Consider the following 25823-nt stretch of genomic DNA (forward strand, 5'->3'; position numbering starts at 1 on the left):
CAGAAGGCTTGATCTACGAGGCAAGGTTGATCCTTAAGGGTACGCCCAAGCTCTTTCTGTCTCAGTACCAGGGTAGCTAACCATGGCAGAAGTAAAGATACAAGGGTACGCATTGCGTACCTTTTGGAGATTGGTTTCCGTTGCAAACGGTACGCGATGCGTACCCTTGATGAATGGTTAAGCACCGCCCAACAGTCATATCCCAACCGTTGGCGGCGGCTTTTACATTAGCTCCTCATCATCCAGCACTGGCGGACAACTGCAAAACACATGCCGGTCGCCATACACATTATCGATACGCCCGACCGGCGGCCAGTACTTATCATCATGCTGATCGCTGTCCGGAAAAAAAGCCTGCTTTTTCGAATAAGGCAGCGTCCATTTTTCCAGCAACAAGCGATGAGTGTGCGGCGCATTACGCAACAGGTTGTTTTCGGTGTCGGCAGCACCGGTTTCTACGGCTTTGATTTCTTCACGAATAGAAATTAACGCGTCGCAAAAGTGGTCAATCTCGGCTTTATCTTCGCTTTCGGTGGGTTCTATCATTAAGGTATCGGCAACCGGAAACGACACCGTCGGCGCATGAAAACCATAGTCAATCAGGCGTTTAGCGATGTCTTCAACGGTGACGTTGCTGGTCTTTTTAAAAGCATGACAGTCGATAATGCATTCATGCGCCACCCAGCCGTTTTGACCGGTATATAAAACAGGATAATAAGGCGCCAGCCGTTTGGCGATGTAATTGGCATTCAAGATTGCGGTCAAAGTAGCGCGTTTTAAACCGGCGGCCCCCATCATCGCGATATACGCCCAGGAAATGGAGTAGATGCTAGCCGATCCCCAGGGAGCGGCAGCTACCGTGCCGATGGTGCCATGCTGGCCTTTGGCGGGATTGACGTCTTTAACAACCGGGTGATCGGGCAGAAAAGGCGCCAGATGCGCGCCGACGCCTATCGGGCCAACGCCCGGCCCTCCTCCCCCATGCGGAATGCAGAAGGTTTTATGCAGATTAAGATGAGCCACATCGGCGCCGATCTTGCCGGGGCGGCTTAAACCTGCCAGCGCGTTAAAGTTGGCGCCGTCCAGATAAACCTGCCCGCCGTGCTGGTGGATCAGGTCGCAAATTTCCCGGAACGCCTGTTCAAACACCCCGTGCGTGGACGGATAAGTAATCATTAATGCAGCCAGCGTGTCGTGATATTCGGCGGTTTTTGTGCGCAAGTCCTCAACGCTGACATTGCCGTTTTCATCGCAGGCCACGACCACGACTTTAAGCCCCGCCATTGTGGCACTGGCAGGGTTAGTGCCGTGCGCGGAAGCGGGTATCAGGCAGATGTTACGCTGTGCCTGGCCTCTGACTTCATGGTATTTGCGGATGACCAACAGGCCCGTGTATTCGCCTTGGGAACCGGCGTTGGGCTGCAATGAAAAAGCGTCAAAGCCGGTCAGGTCGCACAGCATGTCTTCCAGCTCGGCAAACAGCTGCTGGTAGCCGTGGGTTTGGTACAACGGCGCGAACGGGTGCAACCCGTTAAATTCAGGGTAGGAAATGGCCTGCATTTCCGTCGCGGCGTTCAGCTTCATCGTGCAGGAACCCAACGGGATCATCGACCGGTCCAGCGCTATATCGCGCCGAGCAAGCCTGCGCATATAGCGCATCATTTCGGTTTCGGAATGATAGCGGTCGAAAACCGGATGTAGCAGGATTTGATCGTTACGGAGCAAGGCTTGCGGGATGCATTCTGCCACTGCGGCGTCCAGGCCATTGATGTTGGGAAGGTCGGTGTTGGCAGGCGCAAAAACCCGCCAGACACTCCTCAAATTTTCCCGCGTCGTGGTTTCGTCCAGCGAAATGCCGATATGGTCCGCATCGATAATGCGCAGGTTGATATTGGCTTCTGCGGCTTGCGCGGCGATGCGCTTCGCCCGGTTCGGGGTGCTGACAACCAGCGTATCGAAATAACAATCGCTCAGCACTTGATGGCCCAGCTGGGTGATTCCTGCGGCCAGAATTTGCGTGTAGCGATGCACCCGCCCTGCAATCAAACGCAAGCCTTCGGCGCCGTGGTAAATCGCATAAAATCCGGCGATCACCGCCAGCAGCACCTGCGAGGTGCAAATATTGCTGGTGGCCTTGTCCCGGCGGATATGCTGCTCGCGGGTTTGCAGCGCCATGCGCAGCGCAAGCTGTCCGTGGCTGTCTTTGGATACGCCGATAATACGGCCCGGAACCGAGCGCTTGTATTCATCCTTGGTGGCAAAATACGCAGCATGAGGGCCGCCATAGCCCATCGGCACGCCAAAACGCTGGGCTGAGCCGACCACAATATCGGCGCCGAACTCGGCGGGCGGTTTAAGCAACACCAGCGCCAGCAAATCGGCCGCGACCGTAACCAGCGCCGATTTGGCCTGGGCGATGGCGGTGACTTCGGTCAGGTCTCTTATTTCGCCTTTGCCGCCGGGATATTGCACCAGCAGCGCAAAAAAGTCGTATTGTTCCAGGTCGTGATAAGGGTCGGCGACGATAACTTCATAGCCTAGGGAGCGGGCGCGGGTCTTGATCACGGCGATAGTCTGCGGATGGCAGTCCTGATCCACGACTATGCTGTTGGCAGCGCTCTTGGACAAGCGCCGCGACATGGTCATGGCTTCTGCGGCCGCGGTAGCCTCGTCCAGCAACGAGGCGTTGGCCAGCTCCATGCCGGTCAAATCGATAATGACTTGCTGATAGTTGAGCAGCGCTTCCAGCCGCCCCTGGCTGACTTCGGCCTGATACGGTGTGTACGCCGTATACCAGCCTGGGTTTTCCAATACATTGCGTTTAATCACCGCCGGCATAGTGGTGTCGTAATAGCCCATGCCGATCATCGAGGTGAACACTTTATTACGTTCGCATATTTTACGCAGATGCTTGATTACTGCGCGTTCGCTGATCGTTTTGGTCAGCTTTAACGGTTCATGATTAAGGATATTGGCCGGAATGGCCTGTTCGATGATGTCGTCCAGTTCGCTTAAGCCCAGCTCTGCCAGCATAGCCTGGATTTGCTGCGGGCTGGGGCCGATGTGGCGGTTGATGAAATTACCGCGCATTTCCAATTGAGCCAAGTCGGAGCGGGATGTGGTCATAATGTCACCGATGGTAGCGATGAGGGACAAAAGGCAACGGGGTCACCGTAACTGAAATCTGATGATCACGAACCATTGTATATAAAGGACCGTCCAATTCAACGGTAAACGGCTCAAGCAACGCCATAGCAATCGGTCGCCCCAAACTGGGTGAAAAACTACCGCTGGTAACATAGCCTACCGCGATGCCTTCACTGTTACAAATTATGCTGCCTTGCCGCACGGGTATTTTGCTATCGATCAGTAGCCCGACGCGGATTTTCTCCGGTCCGTATTGCAACTGATCCCGAATTTTGTCGACGCCGGGAAACGGGTTATCTCCTTTTTTAACCAGCCACTGAAGACCGGCCTCTATCGGCGTGATCGACTCGTTAAGTTCATGACCGTACAAGCATAGCCCCGCTTCCAGTCGCAAAGTATCCCTGGCCGCCAAACCTATCGGTTCCACATCGTCTTCAGCCAGCAACAGGCGGGCAAGCCGTTCCGCATCCTGCTGGGCTGCCGAGATTTCAAAACCATCTTCGCCGGTATAACCGCTACGGCTAATGTTGCATTTTATGCCGTTGATGCTTGTGCCACAGGCTTGCATAAAGGAAAGTTCAACGGCTTTTTCTGAATATTTTCTCATGACCGATGCGGCGGCAGAACCTTGTAAGGCGAATAAAGCCTGGCCTGTCAACTCATTAAAACAGCACCGGTCGGATAAACGGTTATACAGGTAATTAAAGTCTTTGTCCTTGCAAGCGCCATTCACAACAATCATCAAACCCGTTTCGATGCGGGTAACGATTATGTCATCGATAATCCCGCCATCATTGTTAGTCAATACCGTGTATTTTTGTTCGCCGGGTTTAAGCCCGGAAATGTCGCTGGGTATCAGTTTCCCAAATTCATGAACCGCATCATCGCCTAGAATCAGAAACTGCCCCATGTGAGAAATATCAAAAAAACCGGCGTGACTGCGGCAGTGCAGATGTTCGTACAACGTACCTTTACCGTATTGCATTGGCATAAGATAGCCGGCAAACGGCACCATCTTGGCGCCCAGTTCGAGATGCAGATTGTAAAGTGGCGTTTGTTTTAACATAGGTATTTATCGTGGCTTGTGAGCAAACTTTAGTTTAACGATTGGTTCAGTCAATTTACCACGAAGAGCTTGAAGAAAAAACATAACAACAATAGCAAATGGCTGACACGAATTACGAGCCAACATCCCAAGCTGCCCGCACCTTTCTTGTTTTAGTTTTTTAGATTAAAGCCATAGCTTGTATAATCCCCGCTTTGTTTCGGCTTGATATCTTGCTGCACTCATTTCTTATTTAAATTCTCAGAGAACTCTATGGCGCTGTATTGTGGAATCGTCGGTTTACCCAATGTGGGAAAATCAACCTTATTTAATGCATTAACCCGTGCGAAAATCGCGGCCGAAAATTATCCTTTTTGCACTATCGATCCTAATGTTGGCGTGGTTCCGGTGCCAGATCCCCGAATGGACAAGCTGGCGGAAATTGTAAAACCTGAGCGCACGCTGCCTACGACGATTGAGTTTGTAGACATCGCGGGACTTGTTGCGGGCGCATCCAAAGGCGAAGGCCTGGGCAACCAGTTTTTGGCTAACATCCGCGAGACGGATGCTATTGCCCATGTTGTGCGCTGCTTTCACGATGATAACGTCATCCATGTTGCCGGAAAAATCGATCCCCTCTCTGATATCGAAGTTATCAATACCGAATTGGCGCTGGCCGACATGGCTTCCGTCGAAAAAGCCCTGCTGCGCGCAAGCAAGGCAGCCCGAACCGGCAACAAGGACGAGCAGGCAAAAAAAGACGTGCTGGAAAAAGTTTTCAAGCAACTGGACTCCGGTGAACCTGCGCGAACCCTGCCGTTAACCGACGACGAAAAAGCCCTGATCAGAGATCTTTGCTTGATGACGATCAAACCGGCCATGTACATTGCCAATGTTCAGGATGACGGTTTCGAAAACAATCCGTTCCTGGATAAAGTGAAGGCACTGGCCGAAAAAGAAGGTGCCATGGTAGTGCCGATTTGCGCAGCCATAGAAGCGGAAATAGCCCAGCTGGATGAAGACGAAAAGAAAGAGTTCCTGGATGACCTTGGACTGGAAGAGCCCGGCCTGAACCGTGTCGTCAGAGCCGGCTATAAGCTGCTGAATCTGGCCACCTACTTTACCGCAGGCGTAAAAGAAGTCAGGGCCTGGACGATTCCGGTGGGCGCGACCGCTCCCCAGGCGGCTGGCGTGATTCACAGTGATTTTGAAAAAGGCTTTATCCGCGCCGAAGTTATCGCCTATCAGGACTTCATCGACTACAAAGGCGAACAAGGCGCCAAAGACGCCGGCAAATGGCGTCTTGAAGGCAAAGACTACATCGTTAAAGACGGCGACGTCGTGCATTTCAGATTCAACGTTTGACAAAGCGCGAGCGGATATTTATAATTTCCGCTCTTTAAACGACCTGTTTAAATGGCGATATAGCTCAGTTGGTTAGAGCACGGGATTCATAACCCCGGGGTCGGTGGTTCAATTCCACCTATCGCCACCATCCAAATCAAGCACTTAGGTGAATACCAAGTGCTTTTTTTATGCCTAAAATAAAAATTGTCCCAATTTTGTCCCATTCTAAAAAAAACACCCGCAATGCTTGCCGATTTTTCAGGCATATCAAAATGCAATCTATGCGACATTAATTACCAGTCTTGCATTTGTAGCAATCCCAAAAAGGGCAGTGTAAAAACTGCCCGTTATTATCAATCAATAGGATTGAGATTTTTAGCACCATTACAGTAATAATAATCAGCCAAAGTTGTTGTGTCCTCGCTTCCCCTAGCCCCCCACATGCCTGCTGAATATTGACTGTGATTTGATTTGTCAGTAATGACTACAGTATTTGCGTTGTATTTTGTAGCGCGCTGTTTGTGCCAGTCTAGACAGTCTTTACCTTCGGCGCTGCATGGTTCTTGCATCTTGTACACACAGGATTTATCAGGGACTTGGTTTTCGATTCTTACATATTGCCAGTTTGGGTATTTTAAATTTGTGCAGCCCGACGCTAACAGCACAGTGGCGACAATCATTACTTTATTTTTCATTATTATTTTCTAGTTAAATTAATCAGCGCCCACAATACCCCAACATCAACAATCGCTCAAATTAAAATAAGTACAAAAAAGCCGGTGATTAAACCGGCTGTAATTAGTATCGAATCGATATTATTTTGCGTCCATTGCTCGAGTGATACGGATAACTCGTTCTCCTTGCTTCTCAAGCTCTGCGATTTCGGCGGCTTGCTCCGGTGTGCCGTTAAACCTAAATATGTGTATCGGTTTCGCCAGCTTGGGGGTTGCCAATACTTCCAGTGCCGTCAGTCGTGCTTTAAGGTTAGCCATTGTCTGCGCTCCAATGAACGGCATCTGCGCCCGGCATAAACACGCCTAAGGTATTACTTTGGCTTTGAAATATAAACACCATGCGCCCCTCTGCATGTGCCTCGTTTATCAGCTCCCATTCGTCCGGCGTTGGCATATCTTCAACCTCGATAGTGAACCATGCCTTCTTTGGTACAGCCGCTTCCAACGCCGTCAGTCGTGCTTTTAAATTGCTCATTCTTCAATCACTCCAGATTTTACGGTAAAGACGACAACATGTTGACCATTAGCCTCTGCTTGGCTTATCTGTTGCTGTTCTTCGGCTGTAGGGGCTGCACCTTTGCAATATATGATTATGCCGGGTTGCGGTGATGTGGCATCTTCGGCGGTGCGTTCAAGGATTGCTACTCTTTGCGATAGCCTCATGCTTTGCCCTCCAAAGCGGCAATTCTTTGGGTCAGTTCGTCAATTTCGATAATCTTAGACTGTGCCGCCAATGCGGTTATTAACTGGCTGCCAATATCAGGCGGTATCTGTCCGGCCATGGTTGCCCGGATAATCTCGCCGCCTTGTTCAGTCAATGAACCATTAACCGGCAAGGATAGAGGCATAGCTTGCGGCTTTAGTGCTGGACATACCCTATCAAGCAGAACCTTTGCCGCTGCTGTGTCCCCGCCTTTAGCCTGTTGTATCAGTGTTAGGATTATTTCCGGCATAGCCTCGGCAATGGATTTTCTTAATAGGGTGGCGGGGGTTTTGTTCTTCGGCCTGCCTTTGGGGTTTCCGGTCTGTCCCGGCTTAAACTTTGTTGATTGCTTCATCTGATTGAATCCTGCTTATTTCAGGTTTTTTTCTTTAAAATGCCCATACCCCGCACCAGCTAAACCCGCTAAAGTATCTAAAAGGGGTTTAGCTGGTTTAGCGGGTTCAAGGTAGGCGTGTTTTCACAAAAAAACGGGATTAATGTAATACTCTGGTAAAGGTGGCCGCCCGGTAGGGGGTTTCGGTTTTCTCTGCATCATTAGCCAGTTTTCCTCAATCAGAACACTACAGGCCGCCTCGACTTCCTCTTTATCCTTCAATCCATGCCAGCCTTTGTCATAAACGGCTTTAGTAGTGAATGGACTGGACACAATCCCGGCTTTTATCTTATCGGCCAGCCTTACCGCTGCTTCATGCTCTGGACTCTCGGCCATGGCATAAATGCGCCTAGCGTGGGATTCCAGATAATCGCACCACTCAACCGCTAACATTGCCGCTTGTGCCGATACATTGCCCTGCGCCTTACCGTCTGCAATGTCGATACAGTGAAATATTAGGGCAAGGCTTGGCATTAGAGAGCGGAATTTCCCGAAGTGTTCAACCATCAAGGGGTTAGATTCCTGCTGAATCTTGACTGTTTGCAATGCCGTCAGCCATTGATTAAATACCGTCTGCGCGTCATCATCGAACCTAAAATAAGGTCGGTCATCATATTCAGATTGAACTGCGCCGCATCCGGCAAAATCCAGTTCAGCCAATGCCTTCATAATATCGAAGGCTCGGCGCTTTTCGGCCTTGTTCGGTACAGTGTCAATCAATCGCCAGCGTTCCGGCTCATCAGGCCACACGGCAAGCTGTAGGCGTTGCATCAGGCCGTCATTAGCTCCGTTCTGTGCTTGGTATAGATACCGCCTTAACTTGTCCGGCTGTATGCCCCCTAACAAGCTGATACAGATATTAGGGGCTTCGGTTAGGCCGCGCCCTATCTTAAAATCCGTATAGCTGCCATTACCGTTCCAGCCTTCCAGAAAATAGGCGCGTTCGTCTGCGCCGTCCTCTCTGTCCCATTTCACCAATAAGGCGGTTAATTCATCTCTGAACGTCAACAGGCCGCGCGGGTTCTGGTTCTGCAAAACCGTCATGCTCTGTACGCTGGTTTCATTCGTCTTGAATAGTCGGCGCGTGGGTTCTGGTTGTGCGTTCTCGGTTAGTTCAAGATAGTCAGCCTTTAATTTCTGCAAGTCATCCCCTTTGACTACGCCATCTTTGCCTTTACCTTTTGCCACACTTTTTAATTTAGATTTAACATCATCAACCATTGCGCCGTTAGCCATAGCGTCAAACTCTGCCCCGGCCTTGTCACGCTCGTACTGTTCGCCATATTCAGCTTGCAGGCGTTCCAACAGGTTCATGGGTTCTTTCATGCTTGGGCTTTTCAGGACAACCGAAGGCCGCCCGATAGCTGCGCCCCACACATTAGGGATAATCTCCCAGTCATCCAGTCTTTTAGGTCTGATACTGCACCCCGCGCCTATGATTGAGCCAGCAATAACAAGGCTTGAAATGGCCGCAAAGTCCGGGGGTGTCTGCATCCGGTGCGATACATCAGCCAGCCATTGCCGGAAAGGTTCGGGTATCAATTCAGGCGACAAGGCTTGGACGGGTGGCGTTTTGGTTTCAATCTCGTTAGGTTCTTCCCATTCAAAAAGGCTAGAGCATGAACCCGCTAAACCCGCTAAAGTCCAATTATCCGGTATTGGCTCGGCGGTTTTAAGTTCTGCCCGTAGTTCTTCCCTTAATGCCTCGTGCCAGTGTTCATCAATAGCCGTGTAGCCGTCCCAACCACTTATTAGGCTTTGCAGCCAGTCCACCACATCACCCGCAACAGGCAATCCAGACAATACCACTACTTTGCACTGTGGCGGCGATTCCAAAGCCATTAACGCCCGGTAAATGTCCTGCATGTAGTGTTCGCCCGGTTCGTCTGCATCTGGCAACAGATAAACCAGCTTATAACCGTTCAAGGGTGTCCAGTCGGCTTGTTTTGCCGCCTGTGAACCGCCAAGGCTGCTAACGGCTACAATACCTATACTTTGCAAGGCTGCCGCTGATTTTTCGCCCTCTGCGATAAAAACCGCTTTATCTGTTGGGTGCGCGGCCAGCTTATCAAGCCCAAATATAGGCCGTGGGTTTAACTCGATACCCATTGTCCAGCCTGAACCGCTAGGCTTAAAGAATGGCACTACTTCCTTTTTGCCGTCTACGCCCTGATACCGGGCAACAACCCCGAAGGGTGCGCCGTCCTTAGCGCAATAGTTCCACGAATGAATTAAAGGTTTGCCGTTATATGCTAGGGGTATTTTCATATTAGCCCCCAATCGTCAGCTAGCTTTGCCAGTGCTTCGGCAAACTCAAGGCCGTATAAAGCCATAGAGAAGGCTAAAATATCACCGCCAGCCATGCCGCATGAAAAACATTTAAACGCGCCTGTCGTCAGATTTACCCGAAAGCTGCCGGGCTTATTGTCGCAGTGGAAACAACACAAGCCGCCATTATTCCAGCCCTGCCTTTTTAATGGCGCGTTGGGTAGTTCGTGCCGGTAAAAATCTACCGGGCTTAGTCGTTGTTTGATAAAATTAACATTCAGTTTTTTGTTAAGCATTGCCGCCCCCTAAGTTTGCCGCTTGGGGGCTTCCACTCATACCGCCAAAAATATCAGTCTGTGAAGTCTGATACATGCAAGGCAGTAACCTATAAAAAGCGCATTTACCAAACCCTTCACGCCGATAAGACACTATAGGCATACCCTCCTTTTTCAGCTGATGAATGGTTGCGCTCAGTCGCCAGCCGCCCGCGTCTTTAGTCTGTTCAAGCGTTGAAAGTTCTTCGCCAGCTTCAAGCCGTTGTCTAACTTCGTCTTTTGTCCATTTTGCTTTATTTACAAGACCTCCCATGATTAAGCCGCCTTATTCTGTGATTCAATCCATACTTGGAATTTGTCAGGATTAATAAGAACCTTTCGCCCGATTCGAACTATTGCGCCAGATTTGGCAAGACCATTTTGGTTTTCATTAAAGATTAGGGAGCGTAAGCCTCCACGAGTAAAGGCCGGCTGTTTTTCTACGAATTGATTAACTGTTAAATAGATTAGAGCTGTCATAATTCACCATCGTTTATTGATTAATAAAGTTTGTCGCCAGCGTTTACCGCTTTTGATGGTGAAATGATAAGCATTTGATTTATATAACAAAACAAGTGAAAGCGGGTATTACCCCCATGCACCCCCATTGATAAATTTAAGGCAAAAAAAAGGCGCAATTAAGCGCCCTCTTGGATAATAGTTATTCTAAGTCATTTAAACTTCAATAGTTTTTGTTCCTGCCAGAAGTCATTAAAGGTGCTTTCTGCCATAAGAAAAGCAGTATCAAAGCCGCATAACTCAGTGTATATCAGATACTTGGTATAGCCTTTAAATTGCGGATAATCTTTTAGTCTAACAGGCTTGTCGCCTTGTTGCTCTAGCCCTTTGCTAGTCATCCAGCGTATTAATGCCTCCAACCTCAAATTAAACTCTTTTTCGTCATCAGGTTTAACCCACTTACCAATCGTGCCAACATTCCCCACGGCTTCGGTGAGTGAGTCATCCTTTACCAATTCAGATTGCTCATAATCTATAGGTTTTAAGAACGGATTCAACATGGCATCTATACGGGCAAAAAGCGCTGCATCTTCATTAGAGATTGTTCGTCCGATATATTTAGTCAAGTGGGTTATTTCATAGCCTTTTGACTCAGCCCATTTAAGCCAGTTGGCCGGACTATCGTTTTCCTTAAGAATACCAGCTTTGATAGCAACATTAGCTAACCTTATGAAAATTGAATAAACACGCAAGAATCCTTTTGCTTCGTCACTTTGCGGGGTTCCATCAGGCAACTCTTTTGCTTCTCGCTTATGTTCTTCAATGTCTATATTAGGCCAACCAATTGTTATTAGTTTTCCAGCAAGGTCTTTGCTCCACTCGTCAGCCATAGGCCAGGTTTCACCGTAAGGGGGGAATACACCCACAGCTGTATCTAGGTATTGATTTTGCCCATTAGGTGCAGTCCTTTTTCGTCCGCTTCCATCTATATATTCAATCATCAAACACCACCAAAGATTTTAGCGTTCATACTGGCAACCACATTACTTACATGGCCGTCTGATAAATGCGCGTAACGCTTAACCATTTGCAATGTTTTATGTCCCAAGACTGCCGCTATATCGGCCATACTTGCGCCATTCATCGCCAGATATGAAGCTGTGCAATGTCTTAAGTCATGCCATGTAAAATCCGTTATCCCCGCGTGTTTTCTGGCTGTTTCCCAAGGCTGCTGTAAATCAATCGGGTTCAATGGGTTTTTAATGCCCGGGAATAGCAATGGCGTATCAAGCCGCCGAACTCTGGCATGTTCCCGTAACAACTCCAAGCAATGCCCAGCCAAAGGTACGCGCCGCCGGTCGCCGTTCTTGGTTTCATGCAGAATTAAAAAGCCGTCTTTTAAATCAACATCCGACCATTTCAGGTTGAATAACTCGGCCTGTCTCATGCCGGTAGACATTGCCAGAATCACACACGTATAAAGCAATTTGTTTCTGGATTTTTTGCAGGCAATTAATAGGCGCTCGCGTTCGTCATCATCCAAGAACCGGACACGCCCACGCGCCGCCTTTGGCTTTTTGATGTTTTTCATAGGGGAATCTTCCAGCCATGCCCAATCCCGAACCGCTGTAGTAAACACGGTACTCAGTGAAGCCATATATCTCAATACAGTGGTAGGACTGCGCGGCTTGCCTCTAAATTCCTCATTTAAGAGCTTTTCTTTAACCAGCGTTAAAGTGTCGGCTGTAACATCGGCCAGCAACATATAACCGATTTCCTCTTTCCAGCGTCTTAGGTGGAGGCCGGTGTGGTCGTCTTGAACCTTGGTAAGTTTCGCGCCGGATAGGTAGCGGTCAATCATTTCGGCAACTGTGTGCTTTTTGGCTTCCACGGTTTTGAAATGCCGCCCTTCTCTGATTGCCGACTCAGTGTCTTGAATCCACTTGTTAGCGTCAGTTTTTCGCTTAAAGGTTGCGGTTTGTGCTGGATAGCCTTTTAGCCGGATTTCTGCCGTATAGCGTAATGTTCCGTCTGTAGCTGTGCGGGTTTTTATTCGTGCCATGATTGCCTTTATAGGATAGCTGTAGTTTCTTGATTTCATAAACACCATTTCTTGCACTTATCCGGTTTTTCCATCTCAGATTAATTGATTTTATAAATTCACTTTTTCTCACATTAATTGCACCTAGTGATTTACCTTCTCACATTAAGTGATTTTATCTTTTAGAATTTCCCACATTAATTGATTCTATCCAATACCAAAAAATTAGAGGTTTGGGCAGCCTTACACTACAAAATCCCAAGCTTGTGTATTTCCTTATTGAACTCATCTGCCCTGGGCGCTGGCAATTGCCCATTGAAATATGCCTTGATTTCGTTTCTCCGGGCATTCAAGTGTTCGCATAAAGCCGTTGTGTTATAGCCGTGCCGGGCTAATTTGGGTTCCAGGGTGTTTAAGTCTGGCGACAGCACGGCTTCTATAATCTCGACATCGACCGGTTTTGTGCCTGTGGTTGCCCCCTTTATCAAAGCCAGCGTCAAGTAATGGCAGATTTGTAACGGAGTAATTAACCGTTCCGCTAATAGATTGATGGCATCTGGTGTAACGATTTCATGAATTTGAGCCTTGGGCTTGCTGCACTGCGTCAATACCCATTCAATATAGCGCTGTTTCTGTTGCCCCCAACTGTCCAGGCTAAACAATTTGGCCCTGGCACCGACTTCTTCCATGGCGGGCCTGTTGAGGTCATTGCCAAGTTTCGGATGCCCCACCATGATAATAGTCAAAGTACCTTTGGCGTCCTCAATCGTTTCTATTAATTGTTTTAAGCTAATTAACGTCCGCCAATGGAGATCGTGGGCACCATCTATAAAAAAGGCGATCGGCTTGTTAATTTTACGGATTAATTCCTGAAGTTTCCTTTCCCTGATTTCGGTCTGAGTTGGCACTTTAAATTCTTTTGCCGTCGGCAAATCTGCGAACAGCGCGGCGTACAAAGTATTGATGTTGACGCGGCGCTTATCGGTTGCCAACGATTTAGCAACGATCACCTGATTCTTCTTTTTAAGGCTATCCTGGAAATGCCTGATAATGGTCGTCTTTCCGACACCGACAATGCCGGTCAGAGCGATTATCCCCCCTGATAAAACCGCGATTTCGAGACTACTTAATACACCTTTAAATGCTTCCGTCTCAAAGTAATCGGTTTTATCCAAGTCTTTCACTAAGCCATAGTATTGCATCATTTCACCATACATTAATCACCTCCCAAGTGCTCCACCGAGCTTAACGTAAAATACGCACGAATTTTTTCCAGTACCGTCTTCTTGTCCAGCGATTCATCGAGGATCGTATTGATGGCATATAACTGTATGTCGGTTAACCTGGACAATGGTTTGCCCAGATAATCAGCAATAGCCATCTTGGCATCCAGCTTGTTTTTAAAGGTGGCCGATTGCAGGAAATGGCTATCATCAAAGGGGGTGGATTTCGGTGTTTCCATAGGCACAATATTGGCTTGGGTCAACAGGACTTGGTCGCTGCTCTTGCTGCCGGATAAAGCGGAACGTGGCAAGCTAATGGTTTTGGCTAGTTGCCCAATCCGATCCGCCTTTATTTCAATGTTGCTCTTTTTGTGCTTACGGAACTTGCCGAACGGAATCGGCCCTTCTTCAGGATAAAATGGTCCCTGTTTTTCGTTATTGAACTCGACATAGAGTTCATTGTCGAAGATTCCCCATAACAAAGTGATGTCTTGCCCCGCCATCTCATGGCTCAATTGATAACGAATGCCGTCAATACCGACACAGGCGTTACTGTCCGCTTTATGCTGTTCGGGCTCGCGGGCAAAGGTGCGGAATCGATCCCAAGAACACATTTCCTTGAACCCTGGCTGTGGTAGGTTTTGTAACCAATCTTCCGTACGGGAATGATCTTCATGCCGGTGATCCATCGCGTTATATTCCAGTAAATACTGGTGTAACCATGTATTGGCTTCTTCCATCGTTTCCGGCTGTTGGAGATGGTACAGGGTTTCCAAGGAGGATTTGATGGTCAGGAACGAGCGTTCAACCTTGCCCTTTGAGCGCGCAGTGGTGCGTCGGCCATCACTGCCTTTTGGCATATGCACCCGCACTTCGACACCCAATTGCTTCATGACCCACAGAAAGACGCGGCTTTTTGACACCGGGCCGGCATCCATATAAATGACCGATGGGATACCCTGGAAGGGACACTGTTTGTCTTTCTTGGGGGACATCGCATTAAATAGGAACAGCAGCGCGGTCATCGCGTCTTCGCCTTTGATCACATGGTATTCTTGATAGCAGAAGCCACTGCGGTCATCAATGACTCCGGCCAAGGCCAGGTATTCCGAACCCTCTTTTAGAACCTTGCCGAAAAATGCCGGTTTTTTCAAATCTGAGGGCGAGAAATCAAATTGCCAGCATTCATTGCTATGGGTGGCTTGAAAGTGCGTCCAAGGCGGCTCGATGGTCAGAGTGTGATGGTCATAGCCCCATTGTGTTAAATAGCGGCTAATCGTGCTGAGTTTGAGTAGGCCGGGTTCAACTTTAACCAATCCTTCGGTGGTTTCAATGCCGTGCTTTTCGAGGAGTTCTATACAGGCTTTAGTGGATAAACGACGCCCATTTTTGTTGGTCGTCCTCAGTTTCAGCGCGGCAATCAATTCGCAATAACGCCGCATGTCCTCTTCGGTCAGTGTCCTGGGTTTATTATAATCGCTGCGGAATGCCAAATAAGGCAATTGATGCTTCCGTAATTGCCGTCGGAGTGTGGAGGGTGAAATGCCAAATGATTCGCAGGTTTGCTTAATAAGCTGTTTGCGTTGGGTATTTCTGGGCGACAGGGCATCCAATTGGTTTTGAAGTACTATCAGCACTTCAAAAGGGATGCGTTTATGCGGCAAGACCTTTACCCTGTTTAGTCCGGGTAATCCCGTGCTTACCCATCCAGTTGCGCAAATTGGCAGAGGTGGTGCCATAACGTCCGGCAATAAAAAACAGGGTGGCACCATTGGCCAGCAAGGCTTCGATTTCGGGGCGGAACGGGTCGAGCTTGCTCTTACCCGGCCCTTTGGGACGGCCTAACGACATACCAGAGGCTTTCTTTGCGCGTAAGGCTTCTTTCGTCCGTTGCGAAATCAAGTCTCGTTCGATTTCAGCGGCCATCGAAAAGGCCATCGCGATAATCTTGCTCTGGATGCTTTGATCAAGCCGCCAATTGCCTTTCACAGAATAGACATGAACACCCCGTTCCATGGCAATCGATAAAATTTCCATGCATTCCAGCATACTCCGCCCTAACCGGGACATTTCGCTAACAATCAGGCTATCACCTTTTTTGAGGTCTTCAATGATCTGAGCAATTTTGCGTTTATGCCAGGAGATTTTACCGGAGACTTTTTCTTCAAGGAATTTAACCTGGCCCAGATTATGGTGGTTGGCCAGCGTCAAAATATCCGCCTTGTTTTTTTCTACATCCTGGTCTGCGGTCGATACCCGCAGATAACCGATAGTTTGTGCCGTCATTTTGCCAAAAATATCTATAAAATCATTAAAGGTAAAGAAAACCCTAAAAACAGGCTTTATAATAACTTAAATAAGATCGAAAACACAGTGCTTTTCATTACCTAAAGAAGGCATTAAAAACGTTCGTTTTTCCTTTCGTATTTTATGGCCAACAAAGCCAAAGCTGACGCTGGCTTCTTAACTTTGAAAGCTAACTATCGGCCACAAGCGGACAATCAAGACCAGAATATTCTATCCTCAAAAGCAGACTTTCAAGATGTTTTGTTATCGTCGACAAACAGATTTTATTCAATGTTTGCATGTAAGCCCCAAACTGGAACAATTATGCATTTCAGTGATCAAAATAATAGTTGGCTGGCGAAACTGGAATCAGGTAAAGCAATATTTCGGCTAAGACCCTAGAGGCGCTAGCCGTAGAGACCCACTTTTTAAATCAGTCTGTAAGGAGATTAACATGAAAACATTCGCCCTATTATTCATAATCGCTTTTATAGCATTGAACAGCCCCTTCGCGTTTGCCGCTGAAGAACAACAGAAGACGATGACCGAAAAGGAGATGCAAGAACGCCTGAAGCAGATGGAAAAGGAAATGACTGAAATTCGCCAGACAAAGAACCCCGAAGAGCGCACACGGCTAATGAATGAACACATGGGGCACATGCGCGGCATGATGACGGATGACATGGGATGCGGCACGGGAGGCCATATGATGGGACATGAGCCAAAACAATAGAGTACCGCAAATTTGGATTCACTTCGTTCGACCCAACCTGCTTTACTGTAGCGAAAAAATCAGAGAGGGTGGGCACATGCTTTTTGTGCCCACACGAAATAGGATGCCACTATCTACGAGGATGGGCAAAACAGCGTTGCCCACCGGGCTACAAAACCGAACATTTTTATTTGTTGCTAACAGGTACTAAGAACAATCCTATTTAGCGTGTAGCAGCCTCAATCCGTTTGCAACGACCACTAAAGAAGCCCCCGTGTCGGCCGCAATGGCTTCCCATAAGGTTGCCAGGCCTGCAAAAGCTAATAGTGCAAAAGCGGCTTTGATCGTGAGTGCAAAGATAATATTTTGCCGGATAATCGCCAGTGTTCTTTTGGAATGGCTGATTAGCCAAGGGAGCTTAGAGAGGTCGTCACCCATTAATGCAATATCCGCTATTTCTATCGCCGCATCCGAACCCAATACCCCCATGGCAATACCCAGATTGGCCCTCCCTAAAGCCGGGGCATCGTTAACACCATCACCGATCATCGCAACCTGTCCATATTTTTCGACCATTTGACTGACGATCTCAACTTTATCGGCCGGCAACAATTCAGCATGCACTTCATCAATGCCGATTTTGGCCGCGATGTTATTAGCCGTAACCTGATTATCACCGGTCAACATCACCAGGTGTTTGATTCCTTTTTTTCGGAGGGCTTGTAAAATCGCTTTGATTTGAGCACGAGGCTGATCAGAGACGGCAATCAGGCCGCAAATGTGCCGGTCATTGCCAATGGCAATAACAGTTTGACCGGTTTGTTCAAGTGCAATCGCTTTTTCACTGATTTCCGACACTTCCTGACTACGCTCTAATAGATAACGACGCGATCCTAACCAGAAATCAGTGCCATTAAATAGTCCGGTAACACCTTTACCAGGCAGAACCGTCACGTTGTCAGCGCTGGCTATACTGATACCTCTATTTTCTGTGTATTGTAAAATGGCTTTAGCCAAGGGATGGTTACTTCGTGCTTCCAGTGCCGCCGCACGACTTAACAGTTCTTCTTCGCTATGGCCATTAAAAGGATAAATACCGGTGACTATCGGCTCACCGCAGGTCAGCGTTCCGGTTTTATCAAAGGCGATCGCATTAAGATGGGCGGGTGCTTCGATATAAATACCACCCTTGATGAGAATGCCTTGTTTAGCGGCGCTGGCCAATGCCGCGACAATACTGACCGGCGTTGAAATGACTAACGCACAAGGGCAGGCGATCACCAGTAACACTAAGGCACGGTAGAACCACTCGTTCCAGATGCCCTCTAAAAACAACGGCGGAATGATAAATACGGACAGTGCTAAGATCATCACCGCCGGGGTATAAATGCGCGCAAACTTCTCCACCCATTGCTCGGCTTCTGCTCGCTGGCTATGGGCTTCTCCAACAAGGCGAGTGATATGCGCCAGGGTGGTATCCGAGACGAGTTTGGAGGATTTGATCTCCAGTGTTCCTTCACCATTGATACTACCGGCAAACACTTCATCGTCAACTTGCTTGGCAACAGGAATGCTTTCACCGGTAATAGGTGCCTGATTGACCGAACTGAAGCCTCCAATCACATCGCCATCCAAAGGGATTTTATCGCCCGGCGCTACTATGAAATGGGTGCCGATGCTGACTTCTGCGGCGGGTACAATACGTTCCTGTCCGCTTTCATCCTTGATCGTAACCGTAGAGGGTGCCAAATCCAGTAAAGCTTCTACCGCATGACGGGCACGACCAATACTCCAGCTTTCAATCGCCAGGGACAGTGAAAATAAAAAACTCACGGTGGCTGCTTCAAACCACTCATCAATGAACATGGCACCGATGACGGCAACCGTCATCAACAAATTCATATCGGCACGCAATCGTCTCAGCGCATAAAAAGCTTTAACAATCACATGCCGGGCACCTAAAACCACCGCCAGGCCAAAGGCGATTTTTTCAGGCAAAGGCATGGCTTGCTGAGTATGGGCGTTCAATAAGCTAGTGAGATAGTCAGTGATAACCTCCCAGTTTAGAGACCAGTTTTCAGGATGATGGAGAAAAGTTTGTACATCACTAAAAAAGCCACCGGTCATAGCGATATGAATCAACATGCCGACAAGGATAAACAAACCGCTGAGCGAGGTATAAACAGTCTTCGAACGGTGAAGTTGTTTTACATCAGCTTGCGCCTGACCCGCCTGCCAGCGCGTCGCCTTCATCCCGGTTAAGGCAACCGCTTTAATGATGGTTTTTTCAGTCACAGGCTCGGCGTCAGGCAAAAGTGTCATTCGCCCATTTAAAATATCAAAAACCAGATTGTCACTGCCACCTACTATCGGGCCTATCGCGTTTTTTAAAATGGCGACTTCTTCAACACAGTCCAGACCTTCGATCTTGAAAGTCATGCCACTCGCAGGCATGGATACGCTTGGCTGGCTGTTATCCGGTTTCTTTCCTGCACAACAATCCACATAGGCCAAAAGACGCAAGGCATTGATCACGACGACGACAGTCGAGCCTTCGTGTATCAATACCGCTAGGCCGATACCGGCCCAGCCAAACAGGGTGGCAGGAATCAGCAATGCCACCACGCCCAGCGACACGTACAGGTTCTGGCGAATAATGCGCCTCGATGCGCGGCTCAAGGCCACGGCAAAGGGCAGTTTGCTCAGATCGTCAGCCATCAGCGCCACGTCCGCGGTTTCCAGCGCCACATCGGTGCCGGCGCCGCCCATGGCAATCCCGACCGTGGCACGCGCCATGGCCGGCGCATCGTTGACCCCGTCGCCGACCATGGCCACTTGGCCGTAGCGTTGCCCGAGTTCTTCCACGGCCTTGACCTTGTCTTCCGGCAACAGTCCCGCTTTCACTTCGTCCAGGCCAACCGCGCTGGCGATGGCGCGGCCCACGCGTTCGTTGTCGCCGGTGAGCATGATGGTCTTGCGGATGCCGATCTGGCGCAGTCGCTCCAGTACCTGCTTCACTGTTTCACGCGGGGTATCAGCCAAAGCCACGACGCCGAGAAACTGCCCGTCGGCCTGGATGAGCATGATGGTTTTACCTTCCGCCTGGAGGCGCTCTGCGTGCTGCTGAATTCCTTCCGGGATGGCTTCGCCGTCAAACAATTTGGTGTTACCAATGGCCACCTTTTGCCCGTCAAATTCGGCTCGCACTCCTTTTCCGGTAACGGCCTCGACTTCCCCAGCCTCACTCCAACTCAAACCGCGCCCCTTCGCCTCCGTCACCACCGCCTGCGCCAGAGGGTGGGCGCTGCGGCTTTCCACGGCGGCTGCAACGGTCAGTAGATGTGCCTCGTTTCCGCTGACGGCGACGACATCGGTCACCTTGGGCTTGCCGATGGTCAGAGTGCCGGTCTTGTCGAAGGCGATGGCCGTGAGCACGCCGAGATTTTCCAGATGCACGCCACCCTTGATCAGCACACCGCCGCGCGCGGCGCGCGCGATGCCTGACAGCACCGCCGACGGGGTGGCGATGGCCAGCGCGCAAGGGGAAGCCGCCACCAGTACCGCCATGGCGCGGTAAAAGGATTCAGCAAAGGGGAAACCAAACAGCGGTGGAAGCGCGATGAGCAACCCGACTCCTACCAGCACGGCCGGGACAAAGATCCGTTCAAAACGGTCAGTGAATCTCTGGGTAGGCGATTTTTGCGTCTGCGCTTCGGCCACCATCTCCACCATGCGCGACAGCGTGCTCTCCTGCGCCAGCTTGGTGACCTCGACGACCAGCGCGCCCTCGCCGTTGACCGTAGCGGCGAATACCTTGTCGCCCGGCTGCTTGTCCACCGGCATGGATTCGCCGGTAACCGGAGCCTGGTCCACCGCCGAGTTGCCGGACGCCACTTGGCCATCGGCGGGGATGCGCTGGCCGGGCTTGACGATTACCCGGTCGCCGCGCTGCAATGCTTCCACCCGCACCTCGATCTCAGCGCCATCCCGCTGCACGATGGCCGTCTTGGGCGCAAGTTCCGCCAACGCCTCGATGGCCTTGCGAGCCCGATCCATGGCCATATGCTCCAAGGCATGACCCAGGCTGAACAGGAACAGCAGCAACGCGCCTTCTTCCCAGGCGCCGAGCGCCGCCGCGCCGGCCGCCGCGACAATCATCAGGATGTCGATGTCAAAGCGGCGGCTGCGCAAACTCTGCCAGGCATCGCGCAGGGTATAGAATCCGCCTGCCGCGTAGGCGCCCAACAACAGGCCGAGTGCCAGACCGCGCGGCGCGGCGGCGAGACCTGCAAGCCAGCCGGCCAGCAATAGCAAGCCGGCAACGCCGCTAAAAATAAGCTCGCGATGCTCGGCGAACCATCCGGCCTCGCGGCCTTCTTCCAGCACGGCATAGCCGAGCGCCTGGATGCGCCGGACAATTGCCGAACGCTCAATTTTCTCGCTGTCGAATTCCAGGCGCAAACGTTCCGCGGCGTAGCTCACCGAAGCTTCCAGCACGCCGTCTGTGCGTTGCAGCGCGTGCTCGATCACCGTGGCGCAGGTAGGGCAGTCCATGCCGTCAATGCGCAGGCTCTCATGACGATAGCGGTTGCCGAGCTTGACCCCGGCCGCATGCGCCAGCTCGCGCACCCGGCTCACGCTGAACTGCTGTGGGTCGTAGTGCAGGCAAAGGCGGGCGCTACCATCTTCGCGGATAACATGCACCCGCTCCAACCCTTCGGCCTGCAACAATTCAGTCAGCCGCCCCACGCAGGCGTCGCGCTCATCGGCGACATCCGGCAAGACCAGGGACAAGTCCAGTTTAAGTTTTTCAGCCATGATGCTCCTTTGTAGTTGATTTAAAGATGACAAAAGTTGTTTATGCTAAACGACGACACTTTCTTACTCGGGATGGTCTTGGTTGCCAGGTTTTTGGCTAAGCCGCTTCCAGCCGGGCAGGTGATGAAGCGCGAGGGTTGCAAAAATCAGCCCTCCCGTGATAATCGCCAACACATACATCCCGAAAGCGCTGGCCATGCCCACTGCCGCTGTCGCCCAAAGCGTTGCGGCAGTCGTTAGTCCAGCAATACCCCCCTTATCCTGAAAAATGACGCCCGCTCCGATAAAGCCTATGCCCGAGACGACTTGTGCCGCGATACGGGTCGGATCATTGGCCACATGGACGGATATCAAACAAAATGCGCAAGCACCGATAGAGATCGCCATGTAAGTTCGAATGCCCGCATCACTCGTATGGCGCTCTCTTTCCCAGCCGATCAAGCCTCCTATCAGCGCAGCGAGAATCATACGCAAGGCATAAAGAAGTTCAGTTTCAGTATCCATTTTTTTCGTTTATCTCCTCATTTATAGACAAAGGCCACAAGGACCAGCTCCGCCGTACTCTGCCAAAAATCCTGCACAGTCAAGACACGCGCATTGCCTTGCTAAAATCGGCAAGCAGCGGGTGGACAGCCCCATACCGTCACAGTGCTTCTGGCAACTGCTTCGCCTTTGCCGGCGAAGGCGAAGACTCATCAGTGAAATCCTCCTCTTCCTCATCTCTTCGATGTGCCAGTTGATATAGAATTGGCAGTACGAGTAGCGTTAGTATGGTCGATGACAGGATGCCGCCGATCACCACGGTTGCCAGTGGCCTCTGTACCTCGGCTCCGGTTCCCGTGGCAATCGCCATCGGCACGAAGCCGAATGATGCCACTAATGCCGTCATCAGTACCGGCCGCAGTCGTGTCAGAGCACCCTCATAAATCGCCTTATCCAGCGACATGCCTTCGTCGCGCAGGCTACGAATAAAAGCAATCATTACCAGACCGTTCAGCACCGCCACACCGGAGAGCGCGATGAAACCAACCGCCGCCGAGATCGACATCGGAATATCGCGCAACCATAGCGCGATCAAACCGCCCGTCAGCGCAAAAGGAATACCGCTAAACACCAGCAGACCGTCCTTGGCGTTACCAAACATCATGAACAGCAGTGTAAAGACCAGCATCAATGCCACCGGAACCACGATCTGTAATCGCTGCGTAGCCGATTGCAATTGCTCGAACTGCCCGCCCCAGGTCGTCCAGTATCCGGACGGAATCTTGACTTGCTGCTGAAGCTTTTCCTCGGCCTCGGCGACGAACGATCCGATGTCACGACCACGCACGTTGGCGCTGACAACAACCCGGCGTTTTCCATTTTCCCGACTGACTTGGTTAGGTCCTGGAGCCACCTCAAGGCTCGCAACTTCTGCCAGCGGAATATAGGTCGTTCGGCCGTCGCCGAATTGCGTTCGTGGCAATGAGATCGGTAAACGTTTGATCGCTTCCAGATCGCTGCGCAGGTTCTCAGGTAAACGGACGATAATGTCGAATCGACGGTCACCCTGGAACAACGTACCGGCTTCTGTCCCACCAATCGCGGTCGCCACGGCATCCTGAACATCGCCGATGTTCAAGCCATAACGTGAGGCTTTCTCCCGGTCAATGTTGACCGTGAGCATCGGCAGTCCTGTCGTTTGCTCGACTTTAACCTCCGATGCGCCAGGAATTTTTTCCATAACCACTGATATTTTAGTGCCTGTATCATTCAGAACATTCATATCATCGCCAAACACCTTGACTGCCACGTCGCTACGTACGCCTGAAATCAGCTCATTAAAGCGCAACTGGATAGGCTGGGAGAATTCATAAATATTGCCGGGGAGTTTGTTGGCCGCTGTTTGCACCGCAGTCAGTAGTTCATCCCGCGTTTTATTAGGATCAGGCCACTGCTCACGAGGCTTGAGCATGATGTAACCATCCGAGATGTTGGGGGGCATGGGGTCTGAGGCGATCTCGGCGGTACCGGTTCGCGCAAATATCCGGTCAATTTCCGGAAACTGCTGTTTCAGAGAATCTTCAATCTGCTGTTGCATAGCGATCGATTGTGACAAACTGGTGCCTGGGATGCGCATCGCCTGAATAGCAAAGTCCCCTTCATTTAGACTCGGCACAAACTCACTGCCCATCCGCGTCGCCAAGAGACCTGACAGGATTACCGTGACGACAGCAAACGTCAACACCACAGGTTTGTTAATCATCACCTGATCCAGCGCTGCCGCATAAACACGCTTAGCCGTCTGCATCAGCCTATTTTCTTTTTCGGCAACTCTGTCACCAATAAAAAGAGCCACCGCCGCTGGGATAAAGGTGACCGACAGAATCATGGCACCCACTAAGGCAATGACAACCGTGAAAGCCATTGGATGGAACATTTTGCCTTCCACGCCGGTCAAGGCGAAGATCGGCAAATACACCACCATGATGATGGTCTGACCGAACAAGAGCGGACGCCGCGCTTCTTTGGAGGCAATGAAGACCTCCTGATAACGCTCATTGCGGGTCAGAGTACGGCCTTGCTGCTCCTGGGCAGCGCTAAGCCGCCGCACACAGTTTTCCACGATCACCACGGCGCCGTCAATGATGACGCCGAAGTCGAGCGCACCCAGGCTCATCAGATTCGCGCTAACCTGGTACGTCACCATGCCCGTGAAGGTGAACAGCATTGACAACGGAATCACCATCGCCGTGATGATGGCCGCGCGGATGTTGCCAAGGAACAGAAACAGAATCACAATCACCAGCACGGCACCTTCGGTTAAGTTCTTCTTGACCGTATTGATGGCTTTATCAACCAGCACGGTTCGGTCATAGACAGTAATTGCCTCAACACCTTCAGGCAGTGTGCGGTTAATCTCCTCCATTTTTTTGTCAACCGCCTGAGAAACACTCCGGCTATTTTGGCCGATTAACATGAAGACCGTTCCCAGCACCACCTCGCGGCCATTTTCAGTGGCGGCTCCCGTGCGCAGTTCCCGGCCGATCTCGACCTCACCCACGTCGCGGATACGGATCGGAACACCCTGCACACTGCCGAGAATGACATTTCGGATATCGTCTATCGAGTGAACCTGTCCCGGCGCACGGATCAAATACTGTTCGCCGCGCTTCTCGATGTAGCCAGCACCGACATTGTTGTTATTGCGATCCAGGGCCGTCACGATGTCCTGTAAGGTCAAACCATAGGAAGCCAGCTTTTCTGGTATAGGTGCGACCTGATATTGCTTGGCAAAACCGCCGATAGAATTGATCTCAGTTACACCCGGCACGTTGCGCAGTTGCGGTTTGATGATCCAGTCCTGAATCTCGCGCAGGTCGGTTGCCGTGTAGGGCGAACCGTCGGGCTTCTTGGCGCCGTCTTTGGCTTCGACGGTCCACAGATAGATTTCCCCCAGACCGGTCGAGATGGGCCCCATCGCGGGGGTTACGCCGGAAGGCAGTTTATCTTTGGCTTCCTGGATGCGCTGATTAACCAGTTGCCGCGCAAAGTAAACATCAGTGCCGTCCTGGAAGATCACCGTCACTTGTGATAAGCCATAGCGCGACAGTGAGCGGGTTTGCTCCAGATGGGGCAAGCCTGCCATGACGGTCTCGATCGGATAGGTAACACGTTGCTCGGTCTCCAGCGGCGAATAGCCCGGCACCGATGTATTGATCTGCACCTGGATGTTGGTGATGTCCGGAACGGCATCAATCGGCAGTATCTTGTAATTGTAGATACCGAGTGCCGCCATACTGAGCACGGCCAGAAGAACCAGCCATCGGTGCTCGATGGCCAAACGGATGAGTCGTTCAAACATGATGGAAAGCCTCCAGTACTGAGGGTTTCTTCACGAAACCGAAAAAATCGTGCGCTAAGCTTCGCCGTTCCAGCCCAACACGATGATCGCCATCCCGAGTAACGCAATGCCTGCTCCAACCCAATCCAACACAGACAATCTCTCTCCATCCACCACTCTGAGCCAAACCAGAGCGGTAGCCACGTAGACACCGCCATAAGCGGCGTAGACCCGACCACTGGCGGCCGGGTGCAGCGTGAGCAGCCATACGAACAGTGACAGGCTGATCATTGCCGGCAGCAGCAACCATGAGGAACCACTCTTGCGGAGCCACAAATAGGGCAGAAAACAGCCGATGATCTCGGCAAGGGCGGTAAGGAGGAAAAGAGCTGCGGTTTTCAGTATCAACATAATTCGCCCCCTTGGGTGGTAATAATGATGATGCGCTCTCTTCACGAGGACGCGGCGTGCATAACCTCGAACGATTATAACGATCTGAACTGGCTAGT

22 protein-coding genes and 1 tRNA gene are annotated in these 25823 nt (G+C 50.7%); 3 read left to right on the plus strand and 20 right to left on the minus strand.

The features are described 5' to 3' along the window. Positions 1–222 precede the first annotated feature (222 nt). Positions 223–3126, minus strand: coding sequence for an aminomethyl-transferring glycine dehydrogenase (gcvP, locus tag M0R47_RS09550; RefSeq protein ID WP_292553660.1), 2904 nt, complete (start codon positions 3124–3126; stop codon positions 223–225). Between the two features lie 4 nt (positions 3127–3130). Next, on the minus strand, positions 3131–4213 hold the full coding sequence (gcvT, locus tag M0R47_RS09555) for a glycine cleavage system aminomethyltransferase GcvT (protein ID WP_292553662.1): 1083 nt from the start codon (positions 4211–4213) through the stop codon (positions 3131–3133). Between the two features lie 252 nt (positions 4214–4465). Here gcvT and ychF point away from each other — a divergent pair, with 252 nt between their 5' ends. Further along, positions 4466–5557: a redox-regulated ATPase YchF gene (gene ychF / locus M0R47_RS09560; RefSeq protein ID WP_292553665.1), complete on the plus strand. Its 1092-nt coding sequence runs from the start codon at positions 4466–4468 to the stop codon at positions 5555–5557. A gap of 53 nt (positions 5558–5610) precedes the next feature. Continuing rightward, a tRNA-Met gene (locus M0R47_RS09565) sits at positions 5611–5687 on the plus strand. Between the two features lie 205 nt (positions 5688–5892). On the opposite strand, the gene M0R47_RS09570 is transcribed toward M0R47_RS09565, so the two are convergent. From M0R47_RS09570 to M0R47_RS09635, 14 genes are all read right to left on the minus strand, one after another. Then, on the minus strand, positions 5893–6234 hold the full coding sequence (locus M0R47_RS09570; protein WP_292553668.1) for a hypothetical protein: 342 nt from the start codon (positions 6232–6234) through the stop codon (positions 5893–5895). A gap of 120 nt (positions 6235–6354) precedes the next feature. Continuing rightward, positions 6355–6531: a hypothetical protein gene (locus M0R47_RS09575; RefSeq protein ID WP_292553671.1), complete on the minus strand. Its 177-nt coding sequence runs from the start codon at positions 6529–6531 to the stop codon at positions 6355–6357. Continuing rightward, complete coding sequence (locus tag M0R47_RS09580; protein ID WP_292553673.1) at positions 6524–6748, minus strand: hypothetical protein; 225 nt, start codon at positions 6746–6748, stop codon at positions 6524–6526. Before M0R47_RS09580 ends, M0R47_RS09575 begins: the two co-directional genes overlap by 8 nt. Further along, on the minus strand, positions 6745–6936 hold the full coding sequence (locus M0R47_RS09585; RefSeq protein WP_292553676.1) for a hypothetical protein: 192 nt from the start codon (positions 6934–6936) through the stop codon (positions 6745–6747). Before M0R47_RS09585 ends, M0R47_RS09580 begins: the two co-directional genes overlap by 4 nt. Beyond that, positions 6933–7331 carry a DUF5681 domain-containing protein gene (locus M0R47_RS09590; RefSeq protein ID WP_292553679.1) on the minus strand — a complete coding sequence of 133 codons (399 nt, stop codon included), beginning with the start codon at positions 7329–7331 and terminating at the stop codon, positions 6933–6935. The genes M0R47_RS09585 and M0R47_RS09590 overlap by 4 nt, the downstream gene beginning before the upstream one ends. Before the next feature lie 123 nt (positions 7332–7454). After that, positions 7455–9638: a DUF3987 domain-containing protein gene (locus tag M0R47_RS09595; protein WP_292553682.1), complete on the minus strand. Its 2184-nt coding sequence runs from the start codon at positions 9636–9638 to the stop codon at positions 7455–7457. Continuing rightward, a complete protein-coding gene (locus tag M0R47_RS09600; RefSeq protein WP_292553685.1) occupies positions 9635–9934 on the minus strand; it encodes a CHC2 zinc finger domain-containing protein in 300 nt (99 codons plus the stop codon). Before M0R47_RS09600 ends, M0R47_RS09595 begins: the two co-directional genes overlap by 4 nt. Continuing rightward, the gene (locus M0R47_RS09605; RefSeq protein ID WP_292553688.1) at positions 9927–10226 is read right to left on the minus strand and encodes a helix-turn-helix domain-containing protein; all 300 of its coding nucleotides are present in this window, start codon (positions 10224–10226) and stop codon (positions 9927–9929) included. The genes M0R47_RS09600 and M0R47_RS09605 overlap by 8 nt, the downstream gene beginning before the upstream one ends. 2 nt (positions 10227–10228) lie before the next feature. After that, complete coding sequence (locus M0R47_RS09610) at positions 10229–10432, minus strand: hypothetical protein (protein ID WP_292553691.1); 204 nt, start codon at positions 10430–10432, stop codon at positions 10229–10231. A gap of 191 nt (positions 10433–10623) precedes the next feature. Then, positions 10624–11412 (minus strand): hypothetical protein, encoded by a 789-nt coding sequence (locus tag M0R47_RS09615; protein ID WP_292553694.1) that lies wholly within the window; start codon positions 11410–11412, stop codon positions 10624–10626. Next, complete coding sequence (locus tag M0R47_RS09620) at positions 11412–12512, minus strand: site-specific integrase (RefSeq protein ID WP_292553696.1); 1101 nt, start codon at positions 12510–12512, stop codon at positions 11412–11414. Before M0R47_RS09620 ends, M0R47_RS09615 begins: the two co-directional genes overlap by 1 nt. Before the next feature lie 188 nt (positions 12513–12700). After that, positions 12701–13669 (minus strand): AAA family ATPase, encoded by a 969-nt coding sequence (locus M0R47_RS09625; protein WP_292553699.1) that lies wholly within the window; start codon positions 13667–13669, stop codon positions 12701–12703. Then, the gene (locus M0R47_RS09630) at positions 13669–15324 is read right to left on the minus strand and encodes an IS481 family transposase (protein ID WP_292553813.1); all 1656 of its coding nucleotides are present in this window, start codon (positions 15322–15324) and stop codon (positions 13669–13671) included. The genes M0R47_RS09625 and M0R47_RS09630 overlap by 1 nt, the downstream gene beginning before the upstream one ends. Before the next feature lie 4 nt (positions 15325–15328). Further along, entirely contained in the window at positions 15329–15961 is a 633-nt protein-coding gene (locus M0R47_RS09635; protein WP_292553702.1) for a recombinase family protein, read from the minus strand. Positions 15962–16415: 454 nt separating this feature from the next. Between M0R47_RS09635 and M0R47_RS09640 the strand changes: the two genes are divergently transcribed. Beyond that, positions 16416–16694 (plus strand): hypothetical protein, encoded by a 279-nt coding sequence (locus tag M0R47_RS09640; protein ID WP_292553705.1) that lies wholly within the window; start codon positions 16416–16418, stop codon positions 16692–16694. Between the two features lie 198 nt (positions 16695–16892). On the opposite strand, the gene M0R47_RS09645 is transcribed toward M0R47_RS09640, so the two are convergent. The 4 genes from M0R47_RS09645 to M0R47_RS09660 all read right to left on the minus strand — a co-directional run bounded on the left by M0R47_RS09645 (position 16893) and on the right by M0R47_RS09660 (position 25725). Beyond that, positions 16893–21491 carry a heavy metal translocating P-type ATPase gene (locus M0R47_RS09645; protein ID WP_292553708.1) on the minus strand — a complete coding sequence of 1533 codons (4599 nt, stop codon included), beginning with the start codon at positions 21489–21491 and terminating at the stop codon, positions 16893–16895. Between the two features lie 63 nt (positions 21492–21554). Further along, positions 21555–21995: an MgtC/SapB family protein gene (locus tag M0R47_RS09650; protein WP_292553711.1), complete on the minus strand. Its 441-nt coding sequence runs from the start codon at positions 21993–21995 to the stop codon at positions 21555–21557. A 139-nt stretch (positions 21996–22134) separates the two neighbouring features. Continuing rightward, entirely contained in the window at positions 22135–25335 is a 3201-nt protein-coding gene (locus tag M0R47_RS09655; protein ID WP_292553714.1) for a CusA/CzcA family heavy metal efflux RND transporter, read from the minus strand. Positions 25336–25389: 54 nt separating this feature from the next. Then, positions 25390–25725, minus strand: coding sequence for a YnfA family protein (locus M0R47_RS09660; protein ID WP_366513186.1), 336 nt, complete (start codon positions 25723–25725; stop codon positions 25390–25392). Positions 25726–25823 lie beyond the last annotated feature (98 nt).

Origin of the sequence: Methylobacter sp. (genome assembly GCF_023227905.1) — a bacterium.
Lineage (GTDB): Bacteria > Pseudomonadota > Gammaproteobacteria > Methylococcales > Methylomonadaceae > Methylobacter_A.

What these genes read in the sequence shown, in the direction of transcription:
- M0R47_RS09640 (WP_292553705.1), top strand. Translation starts at nt 16,416, where the DNA reads ATGAAAACATTCGCCCTATTATTCATAATCGCTTTTATAGCATTGAAC.
- M0R47_RS09625 (WP_292553699.1), bottom strand. Translation starts at nt 13,669, where the DNA reads ATGTATGGTGAAATGATGCAATACTATGGCTTAGTGAAAGACTTGGAT.
- gcvT (WP_292553662.1), bottom strand. Translation starts at nt 4,213, where the DNA reads ATGTTAAAACAAACGCCACTTTACAATCTGCATCTCGAACTGGGCGCC.
- ychF (WP_292553665.1), top strand. Translation starts at nt 4,466, where the DNA reads ATGGCGCTGTATTGTGGAATCGTCGGTTTACCCAATGTGGGAAAATCA.
- M0R47_RS09570 (WP_292553668.1), bottom strand. Translation starts at nt 6,234, where the DNA reads ATGAAAAATAAAGTAATGATTGTCGCCACTGTGCTGTTAGCGTCGGGC.
- M0R47_RS09660 (WP_366513186.1), bottom strand. Translation starts at nt 25,725, where the DNA reads ATGTTGATACTGAAAACCGCAGCTCTTTTCCTCCTTACCGCCCTTGCC.
- M0R47_RS09580 (WP_292553673.1), bottom strand. Translation starts at nt 6,748, where the DNA reads ATGAGCAATTTAAAAGCACGACTGACGGCGTTGGAAGCGGCTGTACCA.
- gcvP (WP_292553660.1), bottom strand. Translation starts at nt 3,126, where the DNA reads ATGACCACATCCCGCTCCGACTTGGCTCAATTGGAAATGCGCGGTAAT.
- M0R47_RS09585 (WP_292553676.1), bottom strand. Translation starts at nt 6,936, where the DNA reads ATGAGGCTATCGCAAAGAGTAGCAATCCTTGAACGCACCGCCGAAGAT.
- M0R47_RS09635 (WP_292553702.1), bottom strand. Translation starts at nt 15,961, where the DNA reads ATGACGGCACAAACTATCGGTTATCTGCGGGTATCGACCGCAGACCAG.
- M0R47_RS09575 (WP_292553671.1), bottom strand. Translation starts at nt 6,531, where the DNA reads ATGGCTAACCTTAAAGCACGACTGACGGCACTGGAAGTATTGGCAACC.
- M0R47_RS09610 (WP_292553691.1), bottom strand. Translation starts at nt 10,432, where the DNA reads ATGACAGCTCTAATCTATTTAACAGTTAATCAATTCGTAGAAAAACAG.
- M0R47_RS09600 (WP_292553685.1), bottom strand. Translation starts at nt 9,934, where the DNA reads ATGCTTAACAAAAAACTGAATGTTAATTTTATCAAACAACGACTAAGC.
- M0R47_RS09645 (WP_292553708.1), bottom strand. Translation starts at nt 21,491, where the DNA reads ATGGCTGAAAAACTTAAACTGGACTTGTCCCTGGTCTTGCCGGATGTC.
- M0R47_RS09595 (WP_292553682.1), bottom strand. Translation starts at nt 9,638, where the DNA reads ATGAAAATACCCCTAGCATATAACGGCAAACCTTTAATTCATTCGTGG.
- M0R47_RS09650 (WP_292553711.1), bottom strand. Translation starts at nt 21,995, where the DNA reads ATGGATACTGAAACTGAACTTCTTTATGCCTTGCGTATGATTCTCGCT.
- M0R47_RS09655 (WP_292553714.1), bottom strand. Translation starts at nt 25,335, where the DNA reads ATGTTTGAACGACTCATCCGTTTGGCCATCGAGCACCGATGGCTGGTT.
- M0R47_RS09620 (WP_292553696.1), bottom strand. Translation starts at nt 12,512, where the DNA reads ATGAAATCAAGAAACTACAGCTATCCTATAAAGGCAATCATGGCACGA.
- M0R47_RS09590 (WP_292553679.1), bottom strand. Translation starts at nt 7,331, where the DNA reads ATGAAGCAATCAACAAAGTTTAAGCCGGGACAGACCGGAAACCCCAAA.
- M0R47_RS09615 (WP_292553694.1), bottom strand. Translation starts at nt 11,412, where the DNA reads ATGATTGAATATATAGATGGAAGCGGACGAAAAAGGACTGCACCTAAT.
- M0R47_RS09605 (WP_292553688.1), bottom strand. Translation starts at nt 10,226, where the DNA reads ATGGGAGGTCTTGTAAATAAAGCAAAATGGACAAAAGACGAAGTTAGA.